At 63.3% G+C, this 22,125-nt stretch carries 23 protein-coding genes and 2 pseudogenes; 9 read left to right on the forward strand and 16 right to left on the reverse strand.

The window, feature by feature from the left end; translation table 11 throughout:
- Nucleotides 1-9 precede the first annotated feature (9 nt).
- Genes AC1DS5_RS22615 through AC1DS5_RS22630 form a run of 4 tightly spaced genes read right to left on the reverse strand, consistent with a single transcriptional unit; the run spans nucleotide 10 to nucleotide 3,410 of the window.
- A complete protein-coding gene (locus tag AC1DS5_RS22615) occupies nucleotides 10-1,023 on the reverse strand; it encodes a branched-chain amino acid ABC transporter permease (RefSeq protein WP_477720499.1) in 1,014 nt (337 codons plus the stop codon).
- Nucleotides 1,020-1,901 (reverse strand): branched-chain amino acid ABC transporter permease, encoded by an 882-nt coding sequence (locus tag AC1DS5_RS22620; RefSeq protein ID WP_477720500.1) that lies wholly within the window; start codon nucleotides 1,899-1,901, stop codon nucleotides 1,020-1,022. Before AC1DS5_RS22620 ends, AC1DS5_RS22615 begins: the two co-directional genes overlap by 4 nt.
- A 1-nt stretch (nucleotide 1,902) precedes the next feature.
- Nucleotides 1,903-2,613 (reverse strand): ABC transporter ATP-binding protein, encoded by a 711-nt coding sequence (locus AC1DS5_RS22625; protein ID WP_477720501.1) that lies wholly within the window; start codon nucleotides 2,611-2,613, stop codon nucleotides 1,903-1,905.
- Nucleotides 2,610-3,410 carry an ABC transporter ATP-binding protein gene (locus AC1DS5_RS22630; protein ID WP_477720502.1) on the reverse strand — a complete coding sequence of 267 codons (801 nt, stop codon included), beginning with the start codon at nucleotides 3,408-3,410 and terminating at the stop codon, nucleotides 2,610-2,612. The genes AC1DS5_RS22625 and AC1DS5_RS22630 overlap by 4 nt, the downstream gene beginning before the upstream one ends.
- Nucleotides 3,411-3,994: 584 nt before the next feature.
- Here AC1DS5_RS22630 and AC1DS5_RS22635 point away from each other — a divergent pair.
- From AC1DS5_RS22635 to AC1DS5_RS22650, 4 genes and pseudogenes are all read left to right on the forward strand, one after another.
- Nucleotides 3,995-4,465, forward strand: a complete 471-nt coding sequence (locus AC1DS5_RS22635; protein ID WP_477720503.1) for a cupin domain-containing protein — start codon at nucleotides 3,995-3,997, stop codon at nucleotides 4,463-4,465.
- 13 nt (nucleotides 4,466-4,478) lie between these two features.
- Nucleotides 4,479-4,709: pseudogene (locus AC1DS5_RS22640) on the forward strand (aldehyde dehydrogenase family protein); the annotation flags it as partial.
- Between the two features lie 43 nt (nucleotides 4,710-4,752).
- A complete protein-coding gene (locus tag AC1DS5_RS22645; protein ID WP_477720504.1) occupies nucleotides 4,753-5,763 on the forward strand; it encodes a tripartite tricarboxylate transporter substrate binding protein in 1,011 nt (336 codons plus the stop codon).
- 156 nt (nucleotides 5,764-5,919) lie between these two features.
- Entirely contained in the window at nucleotides 5,920-6,720 is an 801-nt protein-coding gene (locus tag AC1DS5_RS22650; RefSeq protein WP_477720505.1) for a substrate-binding domain-containing protein, read from the forward strand.
- A gap of 99 nt (nucleotides 6,721-6,819) precedes the next feature.
- On the opposite strand, the gene AC1DS5_RS22655 is transcribed toward AC1DS5_RS22650, so the two are convergent.
- From AC1DS5_RS22655 to AC1DS5_RS22690, 8 genes are all read right to left on the reverse strand, one after another.
- Nucleotides 6,820-7,545 carry an RraA family protein gene (locus AC1DS5_RS22655; RefSeq protein WP_477720506.1) on the reverse strand — a complete coding sequence of 242 codons (726 nt, stop codon included), beginning with the start codon at nucleotides 7,543-7,545 and terminating at the stop codon, nucleotides 6,820-6,822.
- Between the two features lie 109 nt (nucleotides 7,546-7,654).
- Nucleotides 7,655-9,196 (reverse strand): CoA-acylating methylmalonate-semialdehyde dehydrogenase, encoded by a 1,542-nt coding sequence (locus AC1DS5_RS22660; RefSeq protein ID WP_477720507.1) that lies wholly within the window; start codon nucleotides 9,194-9,196, stop codon nucleotides 7,655-7,657.
- Entirely contained in the window at nucleotides 9,193-9,387 is a 195-nt protein-coding gene (locus tag AC1DS5_RS22665; RefSeq protein WP_477720508.1) for a DUF1508 domain-containing protein, read from the reverse strand. The genes AC1DS5_RS22660 and AC1DS5_RS22665 overlap by 4 nt, the downstream gene beginning before the upstream one ends.
- Before the next feature lie 20 nt (nucleotides 9,388-9,407).
- The gene (locus AC1DS5_RS22670) at nucleotides 9,408-10,067 is read right to left on the reverse strand and encodes a glutathione S-transferase family protein (protein WP_477720509.1); all 660 of its coding nucleotides are present in this window, start codon (nucleotides 10,065-10,067) and stop codon (nucleotides 9,408-9,410) included.
- Nucleotides 10,064-10,894 carry an amidohydrolase family protein gene (locus AC1DS5_RS22675; RefSeq protein ID WP_477720510.1) on the reverse strand — a complete coding sequence of 277 codons (831 nt, stop codon included), beginning with the start codon at nucleotides 10,892-10,894 and terminating at the stop codon, nucleotides 10,064-10,066. Before AC1DS5_RS22675 ends, AC1DS5_RS22670 begins: the two co-directional genes overlap by 4 nt.
- 2 nt (nucleotides 10,895-10,896) lie before the next feature.
- Nucleotides 10,897-11,859, reverse strand: coding sequence for a Bug family tripartite tricarboxylate transporter substrate binding protein (locus AC1DS5_RS22680; protein WP_477720511.1), 963 nt, complete (start codon nucleotides 11,857-11,859; stop codon nucleotides 10,897-10,899).
- A complete protein-coding gene (locus AC1DS5_RS22685) occupies nucleotides 11,856-12,815 on the reverse strand; it encodes a dipeptidase (RefSeq protein ID WP_477720512.1) in 960 nt (319 codons plus the stop codon). Before AC1DS5_RS22685 ends, AC1DS5_RS22680 begins: the two co-directional genes overlap by 4 nt.
- Nucleotides 12,816-12,953: 138 nt before the next feature.
- On the reverse strand, nucleotides 12,954-13,760 hold the full coding sequence (locus tag AC1DS5_RS22690; RefSeq protein WP_477720513.1) for an IclR family transcriptional regulator: 807 nt from the start codon (nucleotides 13,758-13,760) through the stop codon (nucleotides 12,954-12,956).
- A 79-nt stretch (nucleotides 13,761-13,839) separates the two neighbouring features.
- Between AC1DS5_RS22690 and AC1DS5_RS22695 the strand changes: the two genes are divergently transcribed.
- Genes AC1DS5_RS22695 through AC1DS5_RS22705 form a run of 3 tightly spaced genes read left to right on the forward strand, consistent with a single transcriptional unit; the run spans nucleotide 13,840 to nucleotide 16,410 of the window.
- Complete coding sequence (locus tag AC1DS5_RS22695; RefSeq protein ID WP_477720514.1) at nucleotides 13,840-15,315, forward strand: aldehyde dehydrogenase; 1,476 nt, start codon at nucleotides 13,840-13,842, stop codon at nucleotides 15,313-15,315.
- Complete coding sequence (locus AC1DS5_RS22700) at nucleotides 15,312-15,845, forward strand: hypothetical protein (RefSeq protein ID WP_477720515.1); 534 nt, start codon at nucleotides 15,312-15,314, stop codon at nucleotides 15,843-15,845. Before AC1DS5_RS22695 ends, AC1DS5_RS22700 begins: the two co-directional genes overlap by 4 nt.
- Before the next feature lies 1 nt (nucleotide 15,846).
- Nucleotides 15,847-16,410: a thiamine pyrophosphate-dependent enzyme gene (locus tag AC1DS5_RS22705; RefSeq protein WP_477720516.1), complete on the forward strand. Its 564-nt coding sequence runs from the start codon at nucleotides 15,847-15,849 to the stop codon at nucleotides 16,408-16,410.
- A 166-nt stretch (nucleotides 16,411-16,576) separates the two neighbouring features.
- On the opposite strand, the pseudogene AC1DS5_RS22710 reads toward AC1DS5_RS22705, so the two are convergent.
- From AC1DS5_RS22710 to AC1DS5_RS22725, 4 genes and pseudogenes are all read right to left on the reverse strand, one after another.
- Nucleotides 16,577-16,679: pseudogene (locus AC1DS5_RS22710) on the reverse strand (magnesium chelatase domain-containing protein); the annotation flags it as partial.
- Nucleotides 16,680-17,240: 561 nt separating this feature from the next.
- Entirely contained in the window at nucleotides 17,241-18,776 is a 1,536-nt protein-coding gene (locus AC1DS5_RS22715; RefSeq protein ID WP_477720517.1) for an amidase, read from the reverse strand.
- A 3-nt stretch (nucleotides 18,777-18,779) separates the two neighbouring features.
- Entirely contained in the window at nucleotides 18,780-19,772 is a 993-nt protein-coding gene (locus tag AC1DS5_RS22720) for a Bug family tripartite tricarboxylate transporter substrate binding protein (RefSeq protein WP_477720518.1), read from the reverse strand.
- Nucleotides 19,773-20,019: 247 nt separating this feature from the next.
- Entirely contained in the window at nucleotides 20,020-21,048 is a 1,029-nt protein-coding gene (locus AC1DS5_RS22725) for a 1-aminocyclopropane-1-carboxylate deaminase (RefSeq protein ID WP_477720519.1), read from the reverse strand.
- Nucleotides 21,049-21,276: 228 nt separating this feature from the next.
- Here AC1DS5_RS22725 and AC1DS5_RS22730 point away from each other — a divergent pair, with 228 nt between their 5' ends.
- Nucleotides 21,277-21,741 (forward strand): Lrp/AsnC family transcriptional regulator, encoded by a 465-nt coding sequence (locus AC1DS5_RS22730; protein WP_011484717.1) that lies wholly within the window; start codon nucleotides 21,277-21,279, stop codon nucleotides 21,739-21,741.
- Nucleotides 21,742-21,770: 29 nt separating this feature from the next.
- A partial coding sequence (locus AC1DS5_RS22735; RefSeq protein ID WP_477720520.1) for a hypothetical protein occupies nucleotides 21,771-22,125 on the forward strand: 355 nt, incomplete at its 3' end.

Below are 22,125 nucleotides of genomic sequence, written 5' to 3' on the forward strand. Positions count from 1 at the left end.
GTTTGTCTCCTATTTGACAATGGTTGTGGGAATCGATGTCCCAGGGTGGGGTGAGCGATAACGGGAAGCAGCGCTTCGCAGCGCGCAGCCCCAGGTAGTGAAGAGGCCGACCAGGCCGTCGCGGGCCAGCAGCATCATGACGATCAGGCAGGCGCCATAGACGAGTCCGCCGAGTGCTGGACTGAATTCGGCAGTCCACTCTGGCACAAAGACGACAAACAATGCGCCCAGCAAAGCCCCGCTGACACTGGCGATGCCGCCGACGATGGCGCCGATCAGGATTTCGATGGACTTGGCGGCGAGGAATGACTGAGGGCTGACATAGGCGTTGAGCATCGCGAACATCGAGCCGCCGAGTCCGGCGAAGCCGGCGCTGACGGCGAAGGCCGACAGCCTCGCCTTGGTAAGCTGAACGCCCAGTGATTGAGCGATCAGTGGATCATCCCGCATCGCGCGCAGCGTACGGCCGGTGTCGCCGTGCAGTATCCGCCGGATCAGTGCCACGCAGACCGCCGCGCACAGCAGTGACAGCCAGTACAGCCACACGTCCCTGCCGACCGGCAACCATGACGGCGGCGCAGGCGCCTCGAAGCTGATGCCGGTGACGCCATGGGTCAGCTTGTCGAACTTGAGAATCAACTGGGGCACCACGGCGGCAATGCCAAAGGTCACGATGGCCAGTTGCAGCCCGCCCAGTCGCAGCGCCGGCAGTCCGACGACGACGCCCATTGCCGCCGTCACGACCGCAGCAATGGGCAGGGTCATGATCGGATCAAAGCCTGCCTTGGTCACCAGGATGGCTGTCGTGTAGGCCCCGCAGGCGAAGAAGGCGCCCTGGGCCAGGCACACCTGGCCGCCATAGCCCAGCAGCAGGTTGAGGCCCAGGATAGCCATGGCATAAGCCAGGGCCAGGCTGACCTGCAGCAGCAGGAACTTGGGCAGCAGCAGCGGCAGCGCGGCCGCCACCACCAACAATGCAATCAGCGCAAGCGCCGACTTGAGATCAAGATTTTTGGAGTTCATACCCGGACAACCATTTTTTGACCGAACAGGCCGGTCGGACGAAACAAGAGCACAATGAGCGTGACGGCAATCGGGATCACTAGTCGCAGCTCCGCGCCGATGAATGTCAGGAAAGTAGCGCCGACACTCTCCACCACGCCGATCAGCAGGCCACCGACGACCGCGCCGACGGCGCTATCCCACCCCCCGAGCGTGGCCGAGGCCAGCGCGTAGATGAGCACTGGCGCCATCATGATCGGACTGAGAAACAGGCGTGGCGCGACCAGTGCGGCCGCGACGAAGCCCACTACCGCCGCCAGGCCCCAGCCGAACATGAGCATGGTTTCGACGCGAATGCCCACCAGCACGCTCTTGTCGCGATCCGCTGCGGAAGCACGCATGGCAAGACCCAAGCGCGTGAAGCGGAATAGCGCACCCAACAGCACGGCAATGACGCACAGCACGCCGGCCACGCCCACCGCATTGGCGGTCAGGCGCACTCCGGCCAGCGTCCAACCGCCATCCGCAAAGATGCTGGGAAAGGTTTGCTGATCGGAACCCCACAGCCATAAGCAAAGCGCATCGAAGACCAGGAATAGGCCCAGCGTCACGACAACGACGGTTTCGACCGGTGCGCGGGATACCGGCCGTACAATCGTCCTGAACACGACGACCCCGAGCACGAAGGCAATAATGGCGGCGCCCAAAAAGGCCAGCCACAGGGGGGCGCCCCACTCATGCAGCTGCCAGGCCACATAGGTGCAAAACGTGGCCATCTCTCCTTGTCCGAAATTGACAATGTGAGTGGCACGGTAAATAAGCACAAGCGCCAGGGCCAATGCGCCGTAGATGGCGCCTGCAGCCAGGCCGTCGATGATTTGTTGGACAAGCAACTGCATGTCATGCTCCCAGGTAAGAACGCTGAATCGACGGGGAGGCGAGCAGCTCCTCGGCCGTCCCTTGTGTGGTGATTGCGCCGACTTCCATCACATAGGCCCGGTGCGCGATGCGCAGCGTCAGGTCTGCGTTCTGCTCGACGATGAGCAAGGTGGTTCGCTCCTCCTCGTTGATGCGCCGAAAGATGTTGAACATCTCCTGCGTGATGGCTGGCGCAAGGCCGAGCGAGGGCTCGTCGCACATGAGCAGCCGCGGGCGCGACATGAGCGCGCGGGCGATTGCCAGCATCTGTTGTTCGCCGCCGCTGAGTGTGCCGGCGGGCTGCCGCCTACGTTCGCGCAGACGCGGAAAAACGTCAAACCAGCGCGCGATGTCGCTGGCAATCTGGCGACGGGATTTCACCGTGTAGGCGCCCAGCTCGAGGTTCTCCTCGACGCTGAAGTTGATGAACGTGCCCCGTCCTTGCGGCACTTGGGCCAGTCCCATCTCCACGCGTTTGGCCGGGTGCAGGTCGATCAGATCGACGCCATCGCAGAGGATGCGGCCCTGCGCCGGAATGACACCCGACAGCGCGCGCAGAGTGGTTGTCTTGCCCGCGCCGTTGGCGCCCAGCAGCGCGACGATTTCCCCGGGCTCCACCGAGATGGACACCTGATGCAAGACCTTGGTCAGGCCGTAGCCCGCATTGAGTCCTTGAACCGCGAGCAAACTCATGCTGGTCTCCCGAGATAGGCCGCCACCACCGCCGGATGTGATCTCACCTCGGCTGGCGTGCCCTGAGTCAAATTTTTTCCCAGATGCAGCACGACCAGGCGGCTGCACAAATTCATGACCAATCCCATGTGGTGCTCGACCAGAAGCACTGCCAGGTTATGGGTCTGACGAATGCGTTGGATCAACTCCCCGAACTCCGTCACTTCGCCATGGGTCAGGCCGCCCGCCGGCTCGTCGAGCAACAGCAGGCGAGGGCGTGCAGCGAGTGCGCGCGCGATCTCCACGCGCTTGAGCGCCGGATAAGGCAAGGAAGCCGCCGGGGCGTCGGCGACACGCTCCAGGCCGAGGTCGGCCAGAATGGAGCGACACCAATCGGACAACTCACGCTCAGACCGTTCGCTGTAGGTCGGCCGTAACCAGGCGCGAAGCACCGACTGGCCGCATGTATGGTGCGCCCCCAACATCACGTTTTCCAGCACGGTCATACGGCCATACACACCCAGGTTTTGGAAGGTGCGCGCGACGCCTGCCGCGATGATCCGGTGCGTCGGCAGCATGTCAATGCGCCGCCCCTCGAACTTGACGCTGCCCGCGCTCGCGTCGTACATGCGGGTGATGCAGTTGAACAGCGTCGTCTTGCCAGCACCGTTGGGACCGATCAGGCCACAGATCTCTCCGGCTCGTACCTCCAGATTGACGTTAGTGAGGGCCTGCACGCCCCCAAAGCGAACGCTAAGGTTCTCGACTTCCAGCAATGGTGGCGGGCTGGCAGTTGCTCCGCCCTGTAGATGCACCATCTTGTCTCCATTTAAATTTGTAATGTTCGGCCTCGACAAAGAAAGTGGAGCCCCGCGTATTGACAGCAGTTCTACAACTGTTGATACCATACGGTATCTGAAAACCAATTTGAATGTCAAGTGGGTTTTCACCGATCCGCCAGGCTCCTATTTGGAGCCAGGTTTTTCATCCATTGAAACCCCAGGACTTCACAGGCCAGCCACGCCCTAACGCGTAAGCGCAGGTGCCGAAATACGCACTGTTCTGGAAAGCTCCTTCGGGCCTGGCTCTTCAGCATCTCAGCAAGGGCACGGTAGCGTCCCAGGGTGTAGGGCACCGCGCCACCGCCATACGGGATGAGCAGACTCGCCCCGGTTTCAAGGTGGATGCCATGGGCGGTGTCTCCTGATTGAGTAAATCCGCTTTCGGGTGCTTGCAGTATTTTCAGATACCATATAGTATCTGCAAACCGATGCGCATGTCTCGGCGGTTGCTTGGCAACAAACGCAAGTTCGCTTTTTTTGCCGCAGGCCAGTTATGAATCACCCTACTCGTAGCGCCTAGCTCAGTGCGGTGCCCATCTCAAAATTTTCAGGAGACACCCATGGATTCCATTAAACGGTCCGCCTTCTTCATCGAACCCGCCGGCTACCCGCGCCCACTCGAGGTCGTCGGTGTGCGCATTACGGTCCTCGCCTCGGCCAAGAAGACGGGCGCATACGAAGTCCTCCTGCAGGACGGCGTGGAAGGCAGTGGTCCGCCGCCGCACCATCACCCGTGGGACGAGTCGTTCTATGTAACGCGCGGCGAAATCGCTTTCAAGTTCGGCACCGGCGATCAGGAGCAGCGGGTTCTCGCCCGAGCCGGGACGCTCGTGCACACGCCGGCGGGCACTGTTCACTCGTTCCGTTTCGGCGAAGGCGGAGGTCAGTTGATCAATGTGGGTAGCCGCGACGCACTCGAGTCGATGTTCGAGCATATTGATCGAGAGATCTCGCCCGCCTCACCTGACCTCAAACGTCTAGTGGCCGTCTCGGCCGAGCATCAATCGACGATCCTGGTTCCGGGTCAATAGGCCGTATGTTCGAGCACGCGAGTTCGCGCGCCACATCCAGGTCGGCATGGTCGGCATCAACGTGCCGATCCCCGTGCCCATGGCCTGGCACGGCTTCGGCGGCTGGAAGAAGGGCCTGTTCGGCGACATGCACGCCTACGGCGAGGAAGGCGTGCGCTTCTACACCAAGCAGAAGTCGGTCATGCAGCGCTGGCCCGAGAGCATTGGCAAGGGCGCCGAGTTCGTGATGCCTACGGCCAAGTAAGAATGCGCCCGCCGATATCCACGACACAACGACGAGACATACCATGAATGCATTTGCAACTGTACAAGTGAGTCGCGGCAGAACTCTCAAGCACGTCCTTGCAAGCGTTTGCTGCGCGCTCTTCGGAGTCGGCTTCGCTGGAAGCGCACTCGCGCAGACGCCCTATCCAAGCAAGCCGATTCGGCTGATCGTCCCGTTCTCTCCTGGAGGAGGGGTTGACCTGATTGCCCGCCTGGTTGGTCAAAAGTTGGGAGAACGCTTGGGGCAATCGATCATTATCGACAACAGAGCAGGCGCAAGCACGATCATCGGTACGGATGCTGTCGCCAAAGCCGCACCTGACGGCTATACGCTGTTGATGGCAAGTACGTCTCATACGGCCAACATCAGTCTCTTCAAGAAGCTGCCATTCGATATTCACCGGGACCTGATACCCGTCAGCCTCGTGGCGAACTCTCCGGCGATTCTCGTGGTCAATCCTGCCGTCCCTGCAAAGTCTCTGACTGAGTTCATTCGGTATGCCAAGAGCAAGCCGGGTGCCCTAGGCTACGCGTCGTTCGGCAAAGGGTCATCGCCTCACTTGGTGACGGAACTATTCCAGGACATCAGCGGCACAAAGTTTCTGCATGTCCCGTACAAGGGAGGCGGACCCGCCGTGCTGTCCACCATGGCAGGTGAGACCAGCATGGTTATTCCGAGCATTGTGCCGGTGCTTACGAATCTGAAAGACGGGAAGCTGAGGGCATTGGCCGTCGCATCCAGGCAGCGTCTCCCTTTGTTGCCCAACGTTCCAACCTTCCGCGAACAAGGCGTGTCGCTGGAGACAGGTACCTGGTTCGGAGTGCTTGCGCCCGCCGGGACGCCTCCCGAAGTGGTTCGCAAGTTGAACCACGAGATCGCCACGCTGCTAAGCCACAAAGACGTTCAGCAAAAGCTCATGGCTGAGGGGGCGGAATCAGTCGGCGGGACGCCACAGGAGTTCGGAGCATTCCTCAAAGCAGAGACGGAGCGCTGGAAGCGCGTCGTGCAGCAAGCCGACATTCAAGCTGAATGAGTAGTTCATCGGTATGCTTCCGGCAAAGGCATCTTGAAAGAGGCGAAGCAGTGGCCGACAATGGTGTCCACCAAGCACATAGGTGGACACCATGGATTCCAAGCCAGTTATGCGCCGCCGGCACGGCGACGATCTGAAGGCGCAGGTTCTGCGCGAATGCAACGAACCAAGAACCCGGGGGCGGCGATGAAGGAAGACAGTGGCTCGATGCGGACAAGCATTCAAGGACGGAGCATGCAATCCCCGAGCCTGGCGACCCATCACGGAACCGAGTTGATCGTTTTCAGCACGCTTTCTCCCAGGGAAGCACTGCGCCACCTGATCCCTGCGTACGAACGAGACTCTGGGCGCGCGGTGCGGATTTCCTACGAGGCAGGCTCCGTGCTGGGCAAGCAGCTGACGACGGAGACCGCCGCAGACCTTTTCATTGGCCCGGCGACACTGACGAACGAGCTTGTGGAATGCGGTGTGCTGGATGGGACCAGCACGCAGAGTCTCGCCCGTTCCGTGACAGCCTTGGCCATTCCCGCCGGCGAGACTAAGCCCGATACGGGGACGTTGGACCAGGTCAGGTCATTTCTGGTGCAGGTCGCCACTTTCTCCTTGAGCCATGGTCCGAGCGGCACCAGCTTCACGCGGCTGCTGGAGTCCTTCGGCATCGCCGATGCGGTCGCGGCCAAGTCCGTGATGCCGCAACCCGGCGAGACGGTGGGCGAGGTGATCGCGCGAGGAGCGGCGAAGGCTGGCGTCTCGCAGATCAGCGAGCTTCTGCCGGTCGCAGGGATCCAGATCCTTGCCTTGCCCGCGCAACTGCAGCAAGGCATTCCCTATTTCGCGACTGCTTTCTGCAAATCCAGACACCCTGCGCAAGTGGCCGAGCTCGTCGCGGATCTACGCTCCGAAAAGTATGCGCCGGTCTGGCGCGAGAACGGACTGGAGCCGTCCAGCGCGGTGTGACGGCGATACGAGGGACTTCCGAGGCCCGCTCACGCTTGCCTCGCCGACGGAAGTTCACCAGAACATCCGTCGGCGAGGATTAGTGCCTTCCCGGCTGTCTCAGGCGTTCGCGGGCAGGTCCGCAACGCCGAGCCCGTCGTCGATCAGGCGGCACTTGCGCTCTTCGGCGGCGTGCTTCTTCAGCGCGAGTTCCAGCACTTCCCGAGCGCGCTCGCGTGGAACGAAGCAGATGCCGGTGTCGTCAGCCAGCACGATGTCGCCTGGAGAGACCCGGATGCCTCCGATGTTCACGTCGCCGTTGATCTCCACCGTCTCGATGCGACATTTGCCGGTGACAGGCGTGATTTCCGTCGCCCAGAGAGGATAGGAGACACTGCGGGAGTGCGCCACATCGCGGATGCCGCCACTGACGACGGCACCCGCCTCGCCCTGACGCTTGCCGGTTTGCGCCGAGATCCCGCCCATATTCGACACGCCCGAGACACCGTCGATCACGACCACGTCGCCAGGCAGGGCCAGGTTGTGTGCTTCGAATTCGGCCATCCGATTGACCTTGGCGCGCGCTGCCTCGTAAGGGTGCTGGCGCAGCGCGATGTTCCGCACGGTCAATGCCGGGCCCACCATTCGTGCGCCCGGCATCGTGGGGGCGAAGCGACTCGCGGGAAGCGCTCCGGTGATGCCGAGTTCGTCCATGATGTCCGACAGAATGCCACTGGCGTCGCCCAGCGAGCGAAACCCCTCGATGAGGACGGGATCCGGCCGGGGAACTTCCATCAGACGAATGCGCTCGCGCGCGATTTTGCCGGTAAGTTTGCGTTCAGTCATTTGGGTTGGTCTCGATAAGTTGAAGAGTGTGTGTTCCGCACGGTGTCGTGCGATTTGGATTGGGCGTTTTCAGCGGCCGGAGATTTGAAGATCGCTGTTGAGAACAACGCTAGGCGGACGTGGGCATAGCGAAATCGGCTCCGGCCGCGCGTCCCTGGGGCCAGCGCTGCATGATCGACTTCTGGCGGGTGTAGAAGCGCACGCCCTCCTCGCCGTAGACGTGGCAATCGCCGAACAGGCTCTTCTTCCAGCCGCCGAAGCCATGCCATGCCATGGGCACCGGGAGCGGCACGTTGATGCCGACCATCCCGACTTCGATCCGACGCGAGAACTCACGTGCCGAATTGCCGTCTCGCGTGAAGAGGCACACGCCGTTGCCGTATTCGTGGGAGTTGACGAGCTGGATCGCTTCACTGAGGTCCGCAGCACGCATGCAGCCCAGCACCGGTCCGAAGATTTCGTCCTTGTAGATGCTCATGTCGGGCTTCACTTGGTCGAACAACGTGCCGCCCATCCAGAACCCGTGTTCGCACCCGGCGCCCGCCGCACTGCCCTTGAACGTGCGGCCGTCGATGAGGAGGCGAGCACCCTCCTGCTCGCCACGGTCGATGTAGCCGACGATCCGCTCGAGCGCCGTGCTGCTCACGATCGGACCCATGTCCGCGTGGGGGTCCGTGCCCTCGCGCACTTTCAGCGCGCGCGTCTTTTCCTGGAGCAGCGGCATGATGCGCTCGGCGGCGTCGCCGACGAGGACGCCAACGGACACCGCCATGCAGCGTTCGCCGGCGGAACCATATGCGGCACCAATGAGTGCATCGGCGGCCTGTTCCATATCCGCATCTGGCAGGACAACCATGTGGTTCTTGGCGCCGCCGAGCGCCTGCACGCGCTTTCCGTGCCGCGCCCCCGTCTCGTAAATCTTCTGCGCGATCGTCGTAGAACCGACAAAAGAGATCGCTTTCACATCGGGATGCTCAAGCAGGGCATCGACCGCGACCTTGTCACCCTGGACTACGTTGAAAACGCCAGGCGGCAAGCCGGCTTCCTTCAGGAGACGGGCGATGATCAGCGAAGGCGTCGGATCGAGCGGACTCGGCTTCAGGATAAAGGTGTTGCCCGCCGCGATTGCAACAGGGAACATCCACATCGGGACCATCACCGGAAAGTTGAAGGGTGTGATGCCGGCGACGACGCCGAGAGGCTGCCGCACCGTCCAGTTGTCGATACCTGTCGAGACCTGCTCGGTGTGATCGCCCTTGAGCAGATTCGGGATGCCGCAGGCGAACTCGACGACCTCGATGCCCCGCGTCACTTCTCCCTGTGCATCCGAGAACACCTTGCCGTGCTCGCGGGTGATCGCACGCGCCAGTTCGTCGCGCTCGCGATTGAGCAGTTCGAGAAAACGGAAGAGAACCCGCGCCCGGCGGATCGGCGGCGTCTCTGCCCATTTCGGAAAAGCCGCTGCCGCATTGCGCACGGCCTCATCCACGACTTGAGGCGTCGCCATCGCCGCTTCGGCCAGGACCGCGCCGGTGGCGGGGTTGAAGACGCTGGAGGCGGCGCTTCCCTCGGGAAAGTACGCTTCACCGCCGATCCAGTGGCCGATGCGGGCAAGTTGTCCGGTTGCCTTCGAAAGCGTGCCCGTGTTCATGCCGCTCCTCCCGAGGTGGTGCGCTCGACTACGGTCGCATCCGCCGAGCCCCGGATCTTTTCGATGGCGGCAAGGCAGTCTCCCTTGTTGTAGTACTTCTCGACGCTGACGGCCATCTTGCGTCGGTCTTCGCCATAAAGGGTCCAGCACCAGAGATTGGAGCTTTCTTCGCGGTAATACATGTATTGCATGGTGTTTGTCCTAAAGGTTTTCAGCGCGGCGTTTCGGCTTGGGCGGTTTCGCGCATGGAAGGCCGCTGGTTAAATTTGTCGAACCACTTGGCCAACTTGGGCGCCAGGTTGCGCCAGTCGTCCTCGGGGAAACGGAAATCGGAAGTTGCGCAGGCGCACGCCACGGCGATCTGGCCGAGATCGGGCTCCGAGCGGAAGGTGTGGACGATGTTCTCCAGGTACGCGTAGCTGCGGTCCTGTCGGTCCATCATCTTGCGCACGTAGTTCAGGGAGAACTCCTGCGGGTTTGGCGAGCCCTCGCGCTTGCGCAGCATTTCGGCCCGGCGGAACACCTGCGGCTCCATGAGGCCGTTACTCGCGATGGAGACGAGCGACAGGATTTCCCAGCGCTCTCGGCCGGAGCGGGGACAAAGGCGGAAGTCGCCCAAGTCGTCATTCAGGTACTCGCAGATCGTCGACGAGTCGGACAGCCTCAGCCCATCCTCGGTGACCAAAGCGGGGATGCGCGCGATCGGCGAGGCGTCAAGGAATTCGGGCGCGTAGGGCGTGGTGTCGGTGCCCCAGTTGTGCGGCCACGTGGTTGGGATGTACTCGAAGCGATCCTCGAGGCCGAGTTCCTTGATGGTGACCTTGCATTTGCGGACGAAGTGGGATGCGGGAGTGATGAATAGTTTGATCATGGTGTGCGGGACTCGCGGCCCCAGAAGTAGAAGCGCAATGCGGTTTCGGAAAGCGCGCGTCGGGTGCCCGCGTCGGGCACAGCCGTCATGAAGGCGTCGATCGCGTCCTGGTAGGTGTAGCCTTCGTGAGCCGCGACGAAGGGCCAATCGGTGCCCCACATGAGGCGCTCGGGCCCGGCCGCGGAGAGGAGTGTCTGCGTGAGCGCGGTGCCGCTCGCGCCGAGCCGGTGCCAGGCAGCGAGCTTCACCCAGGTGCGCTGGTTGTCAATGGCGCGCAAGGCAGCCTGGAACCCGGGACATTTCGTGCCCAACGCGGGGTCGGGGAAGCCGAAGTGGTCGATGACGAGCTTCACCCCGCTCTTCTGGATCGCTTCGACCAGCGGGCCGAGCCGCTCGCCGCCCAGCAGCAGCTGCACGTGCATGTCAAGGTCCGCGAGCCGCACGAGGAACTTGCGGTACTCCGGGGAGGTGACGTCCGGCAGTTGTTCGCGCTGGAACCATACCCAGCGCACGCCCACGACGCCGTTGTCCGCCATTTCCCGCAGGATGTAGGGCTCCGTGTCGGGAGAGGCGATCACGGTTCCGCGCAGTCGCGGGTGGTCGCGCAGCGCGTCGAGCGTGTAGGTGTTGTAGTCGCCGTACATGCTGGCGGCGGCAATGACACCGAACGGGATGTGGTGCGCGTCGAGCGTGGCGAGGTAGTCCTCGACGCGCGCCTCCCGGACGGGCGTTCGCCACGCGTCCGCCGCCAGCGGCATGCGCTGCGTGAAGATGTGCGCGTGGGTATCGACGATGGGCAATTCGCCCAACTGTGCTGCGGCAGCCATGGTCAGTTGCCCTCGAGTTTGATGTTGGTTTCCCTCAGCACGCCGCGGTACAGCGCGATCTGGTTGTTCCAGAACTCGTCGAAGTCGCGGATGCTGGCGCCAACGCCCTCGGCGCCGAACTCGCGCAGCTTCTGCGAGAGCTGCGGAGTCGCGATGGCCTTGTGCATGGCGGCGTGAATCCGGTCGACGACCGGTCTGGGGGTGTTCGCGGGTGCGAAGACGCCGGTCCAGAACGGCATGTCGAAGCCCGGGTACAGCTCGGCGAGCGCCGGCACGTCCGGCAGTTGCGGCGCGCGCTTCAGGGTGGTGACGGCGAGAGGACGCACGCGGCCGGTCTTGATATTTCCCGACTGTGGCGGAAGCCCGTCGAAGAGCACGTGCACGCGGCCGGCCAGCAGGTCGGGCATCACGGCGCCGGTGCCTTTGTAGGGCACGTGCAGCAGATCGATGCCTGCGCGCTTCTTGAGCCATTCGGCGGCAAGGTGGGTGCCGGTGCCGGTCCCGGCGGAGCCGAAGCTGTACTTGCCGGGGTTCTTCTTGGCGAGCTCGATGAACTCGCGGATGTTCTTCGCGGGGACTTCCGGATTCACCACCATCACCAGGGGAAAGCGGGCCGCATAGCTCACCGCCTGGAAGCTCTTTACCGGATCGAACTGCAGATTGCTCAGCGATGCAGCGTTCACCGCGGCTGTCGTCGCCTGAAAGATCAGCGTGTACCCGTCAGCAGCAGCGCGGGCAACCGTCGCCGATGCGATCGTGCCGCCGCCGCCGCCCATGTTCTCGACGACGACCTGCTGGCCCAACTGCTCGGACATGGCTTGCGCGAACATGCGCGCGAGCAGGTCAATGCCGCCGCCCGCGGCGGATGGGACCAGCATCCGGATGGGCTTGGTGGGGAAGTTGTCCTGCGCCAGCGCGGGCAGGGCCGCGGAGGCGAGCGCGATGGAAAAGTGGCGACGCTTCATGACAGTACCGCCTTGAAAACGCGCAGCGCGTTGTCGCGTGCGATCTCCTGCACCTGTGCGGCAGAGAAGCCTGCCGGTTGCAGAGACTCAAGGAACTCCTGCTGCTGCGCGAGCGATTCCACCGGGAAGCGCCACGGCCAAGTGCCGTAGATGTCGGGCCGGCGCATGAATTCCTGGTAGCGCTCCGGCGGCTGGTCCGTGATGAAGTCCGTCCCGATGGCCACGTGCTCCACGCCAATTCGCTGGGCGATGTGCACGACATGCTTCGCGACATCGGCCGGCGTCGGCCTCGCGCTGCCGGGCAGGGTGACAATGGGCGGCAGGTAGCAGACGCCGATGACGCCGCCATTTGTTTTCAGCCGGTCGAGCAGTGCGTCCGACCGGTTGCGGGAGTTGGGGCACACGGTGTACGAATTCGCGTGGGTCACCGCGACCGGATGGCGCGACGCGTCCATGACTTCGATGCCGCTGCGATCTCCGGTGTGTGAGAGGTCCATGATGATGCCCAGATCGTTGAGCGTCGCCACCAGTTCGCGGCCGAGCGAGGAGAGCCCGCCGTCCTGCGGTTCTCCGCAGCCATCGGCATACAGGTTCCGGATGTTGTGCGCGATCTGGATGCAGCGCACGCCCGCGCAGTGGAAAATTTCCAGGATGCCCAGGTCATGCTCCACGCCAGGCACGTTCTGGTATCCGATCAGGACCCCGACCTTGCGTTGCTCGCGCGCCCGCTGGAAGTCGTCGAAGCGCTCGATCACATGCACGACATCGTGCAATGTCGCGAGGTGTTTGCGATACGCCGCCAGCTCGCGCAGCGACTGCCGCAGGTCGGGCAAGGGGTTTATGCCGCGGTAATTGTTGATCGTGATGAGGATGGCCTCCACCCCGTGGGTAAGGCACTGCTCCGCGTACTCGCGGGTGAGCCGCGAGCCGTTGAGCAGGTCGAAGATCTTGAACATGAAACCTCTTTCCTTTGACATGAAAGATCCACTTAGTGGACCTCGTTTGGGAGAAGGTGATCTTCGGCGTTGTGTCAGTCATTGGCAACAACGTTCTTAAATGTTCCGGATATTGGACCATTCGCCCGTGAGCAACGCTCAGCGGCGGGACACCACAGTGCGTGTGCTGCCGTGACGCGCCCTGCTGCTCGCCGCCACCACGCGCTGCTCGATGCTGTTGGCGTGCATCTTCAGGATCTTCAGGATTTCGGGAATGCGCCGGGCGGTCATGCGGTCACTGATGGCCGCCGTACCAATGGCGGCAATGGTGCGGCCTTCGCCGTCGCCGATCGTGATGGCGAGTCCTCGCACGCCCTTCACCATGAAGCCGTCGCTCAACGCATAACCTGCCTTGCGGGCCGCCGCGACGGCTTCGCGCACCTGCTTCACGCCGGTGTTCGGGTAATTCGCCAGCTGACTCGCTATTGCATCGAGCACCACCTCCGCGGCATCCGGCTGCAAGGCGGCCAACAGCGCAATCCCCGTGGCGCCGACGCCGAGAGGACGACGGGCTCCCACTTCCACTGTGAATGCCTTGACCGGGTATGAACCCGTCTGGCGGTCGATGACCACCGCTTCGTTGCCGCTGCGGATCGCAAGGTAGCTCGTATCTCCGGTCTTGGTGGCCACTGAGGTCACGTCTTCTGTGGTCAGGTCCTTGAGGTCGTACACGGTGCGTCCGGCGGACCAGCCGAGCACCGCCAGTTCGTTGCCGAGCCGGTAGCGGCGGGTGTCTTCCACCTGTTCGACAAAGCCCTCCCCCTTCAGCGTGTCCAGGATCCGGTGCACGGTGGGTTTGGTGAGGCCGGTGTCACGCTGCAGGTCCGCCAGTCGGCTGCCGTCATGGCCGGCCGAGGCCAGCAGCCGCATGAGGTTGATGGCGCGTTCGAGGGTTTGGGTGGTCATGGTAAAGGTCCATTATTCGGAACATTGGATCGCCAGTTTGCCAGAGGACAGGCATCTCGTCTAGAGTTCACGTCTAACGATGTTCCGTATTCTGGAAGGTGCGCAAGAAATGAAGTTTTTCTCCATGTACATTGACGGCGCCTGGCGCGAGCCGGAGGGCGGCGAGTGGCTGGACTCGCTGGACCCCTCGACGGGCGAGGCCTGGGCGCGGATTCCGCGCGGGCGCGCGGCGGATGCCATGCGCGCAGCGGAGGCAGCGCATCTCGCGTTCACGCAAGGCCCGTGGTCGCGGATGCGCCCGACGGCGCGCGGTGCGCTTCTGCGCAAGCTCGCGGACCTGCTCGCGCGCGATGCACACGTGCTGGCCGAACTCGACGTCCGCGACAACGGCAAGCCCATCGCCGAGCTGCGCAAACAGTTCGGCTACCTGCCGGAGCATTGGCATTACTACGCAGGCCTCGCGGACAAGGTGGAGTCGCACGTGATTCCGGTCGACCGCCCCGGTGTTCTCAATTTCACGCGATTCGAACCCGTGGGGGTGGTGCTGGCGATCACGCCATGGAACTCCCCGCTGCCCATCGCCTCATGGAAGATCGCTCCCGCGCTGGCCGCCGGATGCACGGTGATTCTGAAGCCCTCGGAGCATGCATCGGCTTCGACGCTGCATTTCTGCTCCTTGGTGGAGGAGGCTGGTTTCCCCCCCGGTGTGCTGAACGTCGTGACAGGCTACGGCGCTGAAGTCGCGGCTCCGCTGGTCGAGGACCCGCGTGTCGCCAAGATCACCTTCACGGGTGGTGAAGCGGGAGGGCGCGCGGTTTATGAACTCGCGGCGAAGCACCTCAAGCCCGTATTACTGGAGTTGGGTGGCAAATCGCCAGTGGTCGTGTTCGATGATGCCGACCTGGCGAAGGCGGTACCCGCCACGCTCGCTGGTATCTATTCTTCGTCAGGACAATCGTGCGTTGCGGGATCGCGGCTGCTGCTGCAGCGAGGCATCCACGACGAATTCATGCGGCGCCTGCTCGAAGCGGCGCAGCGCATCGAAGTCGGCGCCCCGCAACTCGATGGAACGACAATGGGCCCGATCAGCACACGGGCGCAGTACGACGCCGTGCGCAGGCGCATTGAGGAGGCTCGCGCGGACGGTGCGAAGCAACTCCTGGGCACCGAAGCGCTGCCGCGCGGCTACGAGAAGGGATGGTACGTCCCGCCCACCGTTTTCGCGGATGTTGAACCCGACATGCGGCTCTGGAAGGAAGAGGTGTTTGGCCCGGTCCTGGCGGTCACCGCTTTCGATTCCGAGGAGGAGGCGGTTCGGCTGGCGAACGATAGTGAATATGGCCTCGCCGCCGGCGTCTGGACGCAGGACATCTCGCGCGGCCTGCGCATGTCAGAAGCCATCCAGGCCGGGACGGTCTGGATCAACGCGTACCGCGGCGTGAGCAGCATGACGCCGCTGGGCGGCTACAAGAAATCCGGCTTCGGCCGAGAGAACGGGAGCGAGGCGATGCGCGAGTACCTTCAAGTCAAGAGTGTCTGGGTGGAGTTCCAATGAACAGCCTCACGATGGGGGCACCCGACATGCAACTACAGGGGGCGGGAATCATCGCTGCGATCAAGGCAGCGGCCATCACGCACGTGGTGTCGGTGCCGGACCTGACCACATCCGAAGGCGTGCTGTGGCCGCTCTCGCGTGACCGCGACCTGCGTCTCGTGCGGGTCTCGCGTGAGGAGGAGGGTGTCGGCATCTGCGCCGGACTGGCGGCAGCCGGTGTGCGAGGCGTCATGCTGATCCAGTACACGGGCTTCCTCGCGTCCATGAACGCGATCCGCGCGATCGCGATGGAGTACCGGCAGCCTATCTGCATGCTGGTGGGGCTGCTGTTCGCCGATTCCCCCGAGGATCCCGAGCAATCCGCCAACTACGGCGTGAACCGCATGCTGCCGCTGCTGCGGACCCTGGGAATGCAGCACCTCGTGGTGTCCAGCGATGCCGACGTGGCGCAAATCGCGCCGGCGCTCGAGACCGCCTTCCGCGAGAGCACGCCCCTGTGCATCCTCATTTCCCGCTATCCGAGTGCCTGACATGAAACGCGACGCCTGCTTCCGCATCTTGGCCGATCTGCTGCCCGACGACATCGTTGTGTCGACGTACACCTCCGCCTTCGAGTTCACGGCCATCCGGCCGCACCCTCTCAACTACGTCAGCATCGGGGCGATGGGGCTGGCCTCGTCGCATGGACTAGGTCTCGCCCTCGCGATGCCCGAGCGCCGCATCGTGGTGCTTGACGGCGACGGCAGCCTGCTCATGAACCTGGGCACCCTCGTCACGGTCGCCTCCGCGGCGCCGCGGCGGTTTGTCCACTTCGTCTGCCGCAATGGAAGCTACGAGGCGAACGGGGGGCACCCCCTCCCGGGACGGGCCACGATCGACTTCGCGGGCTTTGCGCGTTCGGCAGGCTATGCGCAAGCACACTCCTTTTCCGACATCGAGACGTTCCGCCAGTCGGCGCCGGCGCTGCTGGACGCGCAGGGTCCGGTTTTCGTCGAGCTCCACCTAGAGCCCGGCGACACCGCGCCGGTCGCGGACTACGGTTACATCCATGGCGAGGAAGCGCGCGCGGGCTTTGCCGCCGCCCTTCGGCGCTGAGTCCCCATTCCAACCTGTGTTCGACCACCATGAAAAGACGCGGCTTTTTCTCTGATGCTGGCCGCTGCGGCCGCCGGCCAGCTGGCCTACGCACAGGCCTCGTTTCCCACCAAGCCAATCCGCCTGATCGTCCCGTTCGCTGTCGGCGGCGGAATCGACCTGCTGGCGCGGATGGGCAGATCCGCCGGGGCCAGATTCACCGTAATTCTTTTATTCGCAGGAAACTCGAGTCCGGTGTTCTGTATGGCTGAACGCACCCGATGGCGGCTGCTCCCGTCAATGAAATAGGTGCCAGTTAGCCGACAAACAGCCCGCAGTTCTGAGTGACCGGTCTGGAGCAAGCAGTTTGGATTGCTCTACTTCCGCCTTCAGTCTGATCCTGACATCGAGCGAGACACTTGCCCATATACAGTTCGCCAGAAGCGGCCATTGACCCATCCCGACGACCGGCGTCTCGGAAGTCAAATGGCGCACAGCTATAGCACCTGGGATGCGTTGAAAATGCATCCCGAAATGGCGACATTTCTGCGTTGGGTTGCCAGCAAACCGCCAGCGTTTTACGCGAACTCGCGGCGTCCGAACCGGCGGCGTTGAGGGGTTCACGCCAAAAAAGACTTTTAAAGATTATTTAGGTCTATATCCCAATAAAGACGGGAACTATTAGCTATTGTTTTAATAGCAAAATCATGGAGCAAACGGCACCTCGTGCGAGCGGGCGCTGAACACCGGGTCCAGGGGACAGGCAGCCCATGGTCAGCCGTTGCGCCATAGCCCAAGGCATGGGCTCTTGGGGGCCAAGCGGTCAAGCAGGTCCATTCCTTGTCTCCCGTTCAGGCGGCCGACGTCGGGGCCGCTGCGCCGCAAGCGCCACCGCCGAAAACGGGAGGCGCCGTCACGATCGAGGTCAGGGCGGGCTCGACGGGGCGCAGGCGGTCGAGCGCGGGACGCGGCCGCCGCAGCTCATCGGACTTGGCAAAGGCCTGCTCCAGGGCCGCGGCGACGCCAAGCACCTGGTGGTCCGCGCGGAAGCGGCCGATCAGCTGCAGCCCGAACGGCATGCCGGCGTGATCGAGTCCGCAAGGCAGGCTGAGGGCCGGCAAGGTGGTCAGCGTGACCACATAGGTCAGCGCCAGCCAGCGGTAGTAATTGCTTTGTGCCTGGCCATCGACCGTGTCGGCATACAGCGTGGTCCAGGGGAAAGGCGACACCGGCGTGGTCGGCGCGAGGATCAGGTCGCAGCCGGCCATTGCAGCATGGAAGCGCGCGAGGATGCGCGTTTGTTCTGCCTGCGCCCAGGCACTGTCAAGCAGACTCATCGCGGCACCGATCTCGAAATTGGCCCGCGTGTTGGGGCCGAGACTCGCGGGGTCGCGTTCATAGGCGTCTCGCGTGCCAGCGACAAAAGCCTCGGCGCGCAGCACGTCGAAACAGCGGTGCACATCGCCCAGCTCGAACTTCACCTCGTCGCAACTGCGGAACAGGTGTTTCATCGAAGCGATCTTGCGGCGAAAGGTCCCGCGGATCGAGGCATCGACGTCGCAGGCACCGAAGTCCTCGGTCCAGCCCACACGCAGGGCCCCGAGGTCCACCGCCGGCGGATCCAGGAAACCGGCCGGATCCACCGGGTAGCTGAGCGGGTCGCCCACTGATGGGCCGGCCGATGCCGCCAGTTGCAGGCAGGCGTCGGCGACGCTGCGCCCCATCGGCCCGACCACCGAGATCGGCGTCCAGCCGAGCAGCTTGCGCGAGCTCGGCACCAGGCCTGGCGAGGGCCGAAAACCCACCACACCGCACAAGGCCGCCGGAATGCGCAGCGAACCACCGGTATCGGAGCCCGTGCACACCGGAAGCATGTCGCAGGCCAGCGCCGCGGCCGAACCACCCGATGAGCCACCTGCGTTGAGTCTCGGGTCGAAGGGGTTGCCGGTGGCGCCCCAGACCGCGTTACGTGTGTTCGCGCCGGCGCCCAGCTCGGGCACGTTGGTCTTTCCGACCACGATTGCACCGGCTGCGCGCAACCGCGCCACGAGCACGTTGTCGGCCACGGGCAGGTGGTCGCGGTACAGCGGCGAGCCAAGGGTGGTGAGCAGGCCCTCCGTCGCCTCCAGGTCTTTCACGCCCATCGGCAGGCCGTGCAGCAGGCCCAGCGGGCGGCCCTCGAGCACGGTGCGTTCGGCGGCCCTGGCTTCGCTGCGTGCGCGCTCGAAGCAGGTGGCCGTGACGGCGTTGACGAAGGGGTTCACCGCCTCGATGCGCGCGATGCAGGCTTCGAGCAGCTCGACCGGCGAAATCTGCCTGGCCTCGATCAGCCGCCTCAATTCGACGGCGGACAGGACGACCAGGCTGTCATCGGTTGCCCTATTCATTCCTCATTCCGCCCGGATGTTCGCGCGCTGCGCCACGGCGCGCATGCGCGGCAGCTCGTCTTCGATCCGCGCCGCCACCGCGGCAGCGGGCTCGTACGCGGGCTGCAGCCCGTTGGCAATGAGTTTGTCGCGGATCTCCGCATCCGCCATGGTTTCGGCCAGTGCCTTTTGCAGCTTGGCCTTCGCATCGGCTGGCAGGCCGCGCGGCGCGACGACCGCCAGCCAGGAGTCGGCGGAAAAACCCGGGAAGCCGCTTTCCGCCACCGTCGGCACGTCGGGCAGCTGCGTGGCGCGCGTGGCGCCCGTGACGGCGATGGCCTTGACGTTGCCCGCCTTCAGATGAGGCAGCGACGCGGCCACGGTGTCAACCGTGAAAGGGATCTGGCCGCCGATCAGGTCGCTCATGGCCGGCGCGCTGCCCTTGTAGGGGACGTGCAGCAGCTTGATGCCGATGGCGCTCCACATCAGCTCACCCGCGAAATGGCCCGTCGTGCCGCTGCCAAACGAGCCATAGACGTACTTGTCCGGCGTGCCGCGCACGGCGGCTATCAGCTGCTTGAGGTTGCTGACCGGCACGTCGCGGTTGGCAATCAGGATCAGAGGGACGCGCGCGGCAAGGCCGATGGGCTCGAAGCTCCTGACCGGGTCATAGGGCAGCCTGGGGTTGAGCGCAGGGTTCACGGTGAAGGTGGAACCCGAGCTGATCAGCAGCGTGTAGCCATCGGCGGGTGCCTTAGCGACAAAGGCGGCGCCGATGACGGTGCCGGCACCGGCCTTGTTCTCGATCACCACAGGCTGGCCGAGGTGCTCGCCCAGCTTTTTGCCGACAAGCCGGCCGACGATGTCGGTCGCCCCACCCGGTGGAAAGGGAATGACCAGCTGGATCGGCTTCGACGGATAGCTTTGTGCGCGGGCGCCACTCCATGGCACCAGCCCGGCCAGGACTGCCGCGAAGATGGCGAGGCTTGTAGCCAGGTTTGCGAGTTTCAGTTTCATCATGTTGTCCACCGTTTCAATGGCAGCCCGAGGGCCGCGGTTGGCATGCGCGAAGGCCTCGCTGCAACAGCGAATCCTCGCTCCAGGATGAGCACGTCTCCTCAACGGCTTGTCAGCAGCGATGTGGGCTCAACACCCGCTGCCCGGAAACCATGCGGGCGCACGGCTCTCCGAGGCTCTCTCGATAATCAGATCGCAGATCGGTGTGATTCCCCTGCTGAGTCACTTCCTCGCACCTGGGCAGCGGTCAGCCGTTGCGGAACAGGAAGCTGTAGGCATTGAGCGCGGGCACGCCGCCCAGGTGGGCATACAGCACCCGCGAACCCTCGGGGAACTCGCCACGGCGCACCATGTCGATCATGCCGTGCATGGACTTGCCCTCGTAGACCGGGTCGGTCAGCATGCCCTCCTGCCGGGCACACAGGCGGATGGCTTCCAGCGTGCCTTCGTTCGGCAGGCCATACTCGGGCCCGCCGTAGCGGGTGTCGAGCACCACGTCTTTCGCGGTGATGTCGCGATCGAGTTCGACCAGCCTGGCGGTGTTCTGCGCGATGCGCAGGATTTGCGCCTTGGTCTGCGCGGGCTTGGCGGAGGCGTCTATGCCGATCACGCGGTCGGCACGGCCGTCGGCGGCAAAACCCACCACCATGCCGGCCTGCGTGCTGCCGGTGACCGAGCAGACCACGATGTAGTCGAACCTGAAGCCGAGTTCAGCTTCCTGCGCCCGCACTTCTTCGGCAAAGCCGACAAAGCCCAGGCCGCCATAAGGATGTTCGGAGCAGCCGGCCGGAATGGGGAAGGGCTTGCCGCCGGCTTTGCGCACGTCGTCCATGGCCTGCTCCCAGCTCGGACGGATGCCGATGTCAAAACCGGCCGCATCCAGTCGCACGTCGGCGCCCAGGATGCGTGACATCTCGATGTTGCCGACGCGGTCGTACACGGCGTCGGAATAGTTCACCCAGTTCTCCTGCACCAACACGCACTTCATGCCCAGGTGCGCGGCCACGGCTGCGACCTGGCGCGTCTGGTTGGACTGGATGCCGCCGATGGAGACCAGCGTGTCGCAGCCTTGCGCCAGCGCCTCGGGAATCAGGTACTCCAGCTTGCGGGTTTTGTTGCCGCCAAAGGCCAGGCCGCTGTTGCAGTCCTCGCGCTTGGCGTACAGCTCGACCTTGCCGCCCAGGTGGGCGCTCAGGCGCTTGAGCGGCTGGATGGGCGTGGGGCCGAAGGTTAGCGAATGTCTGGGAAACTTTTTGAGGTTGAGCGTGAGTTCCATGGTCGTGGCTCCGGTGAAAGCCCCCATTGCGTGGACTGTGATGGCCGCAAATGGAGGGCATGGTTGGCTGAAATGTCTTGCGCAGTCGTGAATAAATCGTAGCCAAGAGCACCAGAAATTAATTGCAAACTTTCAAAATTAAACATTCTTTTAAAATCTATTTTTCCATTCACTAGGAAATTCATTTCGATTTTTATAAAATTAACGCAATATTTAACCAATACACCTATGGAAATCACCCTCGACCGGATTGACCGCAAATTGCTGAAGCTGTTGCAGCAGGACGCGTCCCTGCCCAACATAGACCTGGCCGAAAAAACCAACCTCAGCCCACCCGCGTGCTCGCGCCGCATTGCCAAGCTCAAGGAGCTGGGGTTGATCCGAAAAACCGTGGCGCTGGTGAACCCGCGTGCGCTGGGCTACAACGGCCTGGTCATCATCGGCGTGGTGCTGGACCGCTCGACCACCGACTCCTTTGCCGCCTTTGAGAAAGCCGTTGCCGGCCTGACGGGCTGCCTGGAAGTGCAACTGGTGACCGGCGAATTTGATTACTTCGTCAAGCTGCGCATCCAGAGCATCGACTCTTTCAACGAACTGCATGCGGCGCAGCTGATAGGTCTGCCGGGCGTGAGGCAGATTCGCACGTTTGTGTGTTTGAAAGAAGTGTTCGAGACTACGGCGATTCCTGTTTAGTTTCGAAATTGGGTGTTGATGGCTATTGAATGGCTATTGAACTGATAGCGACTACTGGTGCTGTGTTGATGCTGTGGGCCTTCACGATCAGGCCGGGACTCGCCCCGGCGGGCGACTTACTTTTCTTTGCTTCGCTGTATGGACAGGAGACATGGGAAACAGGTGTTCGGAGACATAGGAAACACTTTGCCCGGTTAGTTGGAATCGAGGATGGTGTTCATGTTGATGCGCATGAAGTGATGATGGCAGAAGAAAGCATCGAAGCAACCATCGGCCCGGGGATCTGCCCTGAACGCGATGGGCAGTCGGTGCAGCGCAGTGGAGACCCTGAGCTTGACACCCTGAAACGCGACAGCACCATTCCAGCCCACGACCCGCACGATG

This window comes from Polaromonas sp. P4_H1 (assembly GCF_056400945.1).

Bases quoted from the DNA above. Each gene is read 5' to 3' on its own strand.
- AC1DS5_RS22645 (WP_477720504.1), top strand. From the start codon at position 4,753: ATGAATGCATTTGCAACTGTACAAGTGAGTCGCGGCAGAACTCTCAAG.
- AC1DS5_RS22695 (WP_477720514.1), top strand. From the start codon at position 13,840: ATGTTCCGTATTCTGGAAGGTGCGCAAGAAATGAAGTTTTTCTCCATG.
- AC1DS5_RS22665 (WP_477720508.1), bottom strand. From the start codon at position 9,387: ATGCAATACATGTATTACCGCGAAGAAAGCTCCAATCTCTGGTGCTGG.
- AC1DS5_RS22670 (WP_477720509.1), bottom strand. From the start codon at position 10,067: ATGATCAAACTATTCATCACTCCCGCATCCCACTTCGTCCGCAAATGC.
- AC1DS5_RS22635 (WP_477720503.1), top strand. From the start codon at position 3,995: ATGGATTCCATTAAACGGTCCGCCTTCTTCATCGAACCCGCCGGCTAC.
- AC1DS5_RS22725 (WP_477720519.1), bottom strand. From the start codon at position 21,048: ATGGAACTCACGCTCAACCTCAAAAAGTTTCCCAGACATTCGCTAACC.
- AC1DS5_RS22705 (WP_477720516.1), top strand. From the start codon at position 15,847: ATGAAACGCGACGCCTGCTTCCGCATCTTGGCCGATCTGCTGCCCGAC.
- AC1DS5_RS22680 (WP_477720511.1), bottom strand. From the start codon at position 11,859: ATGAAGCGTCGCCACTTTTCCATCGCGCTCGCCTCCGCGGCCCTGCCC.
- AC1DS5_RS22675 (WP_477720510.1), bottom strand. From the start codon at position 10,894: ATGGCTGCCGCAGCACAGTTGGGCGAATTGCCCATCGTCGATACCCAC.
- AC1DS5_RS22685 (WP_477720512.1), bottom strand. From the start codon at position 12,815: ATGTTCAAGATCTTCGACCTGCTCAACGGCTCGCGGCTCACCCGCGAG.
- AC1DS5_RS22720 (WP_477720518.1), bottom strand. From the start codon at position 19,772: ATGAAACTGAAACTCGCAAACCTGGCTACAAGCCTCGCCATCTTCGCG.
- AC1DS5_RS22700 (WP_477720515.1), top strand. From the start codon at position 15,312: ATGAACAGCCTCACGATGGGGGCACCCGACATGCAACTACAGGGGGCG.
- AC1DS5_RS22715 (WP_477720517.1), bottom strand. From the start codon at position 18,776: ATGAATAGGGCAACCGATGACAGCCTGGTCGTCCTGTCCGCCGTCGAA.
- AC1DS5_RS22620 (WP_477720500.1), bottom strand. From the start codon at position 1,901: ATGCAGTTGCTTGTCCAACAAATCATCGACGGCCTGGCTGCAGGCGCC.
- AC1DS5_RS22730 (WP_011484717.1), top strand. From the start codon at position 21,277: ATGGAAATCACCCTCGACCGGATTGACCGCAAATTGCTGAAGCTGTTG.
- AC1DS5_RS22625 (WP_477720501.1), bottom strand. From the start codon at position 2,613: ATGAGTTTGCTCGCGGTTCAAGGACTCAATGCGGGCTACGGCCTGACC.
- AC1DS5_RS22655 (WP_477720506.1), bottom strand. From the start codon at position 7,545: ATGACTGAACGCAAACTTACCGGCAAAATCGCGCGCGAGCGCATTCGT.
- AC1DS5_RS22690 (WP_477720513.1), bottom strand. From the start codon at position 13,760: ATGACCACCCAAACCCTCGAACGCGCCATCAACCTCATGCGGCTGCTG.
- AC1DS5_RS22650 (WP_477720505.1), top strand. From the start codon at position 5,920: ATGCAACGAACCAAGAACCCGGGGGCGGCGATGAAGGAAGACAGTGGC.
- AC1DS5_RS22660 (WP_477720507.1), bottom strand. From the start codon at position 9,196: ATGAACACGGGCACGCTTTCGAAGGCAACCGGACAACTTGCCCGCATC.
- AC1DS5_RS22630 (WP_477720502.1), bottom strand. From the start codon at position 3,410: ATGGTGCATCTACAGGGCGGAGCAACTGCCAGCCCGCCACCATTGCTG.
- AC1DS5_RS22615 (WP_477720499.1), bottom strand. From the start codon at position 1,023: ATGAACTCCAAAAATCTTGATCTCAAGTCGGCGCTTGCGCTGATTGCA.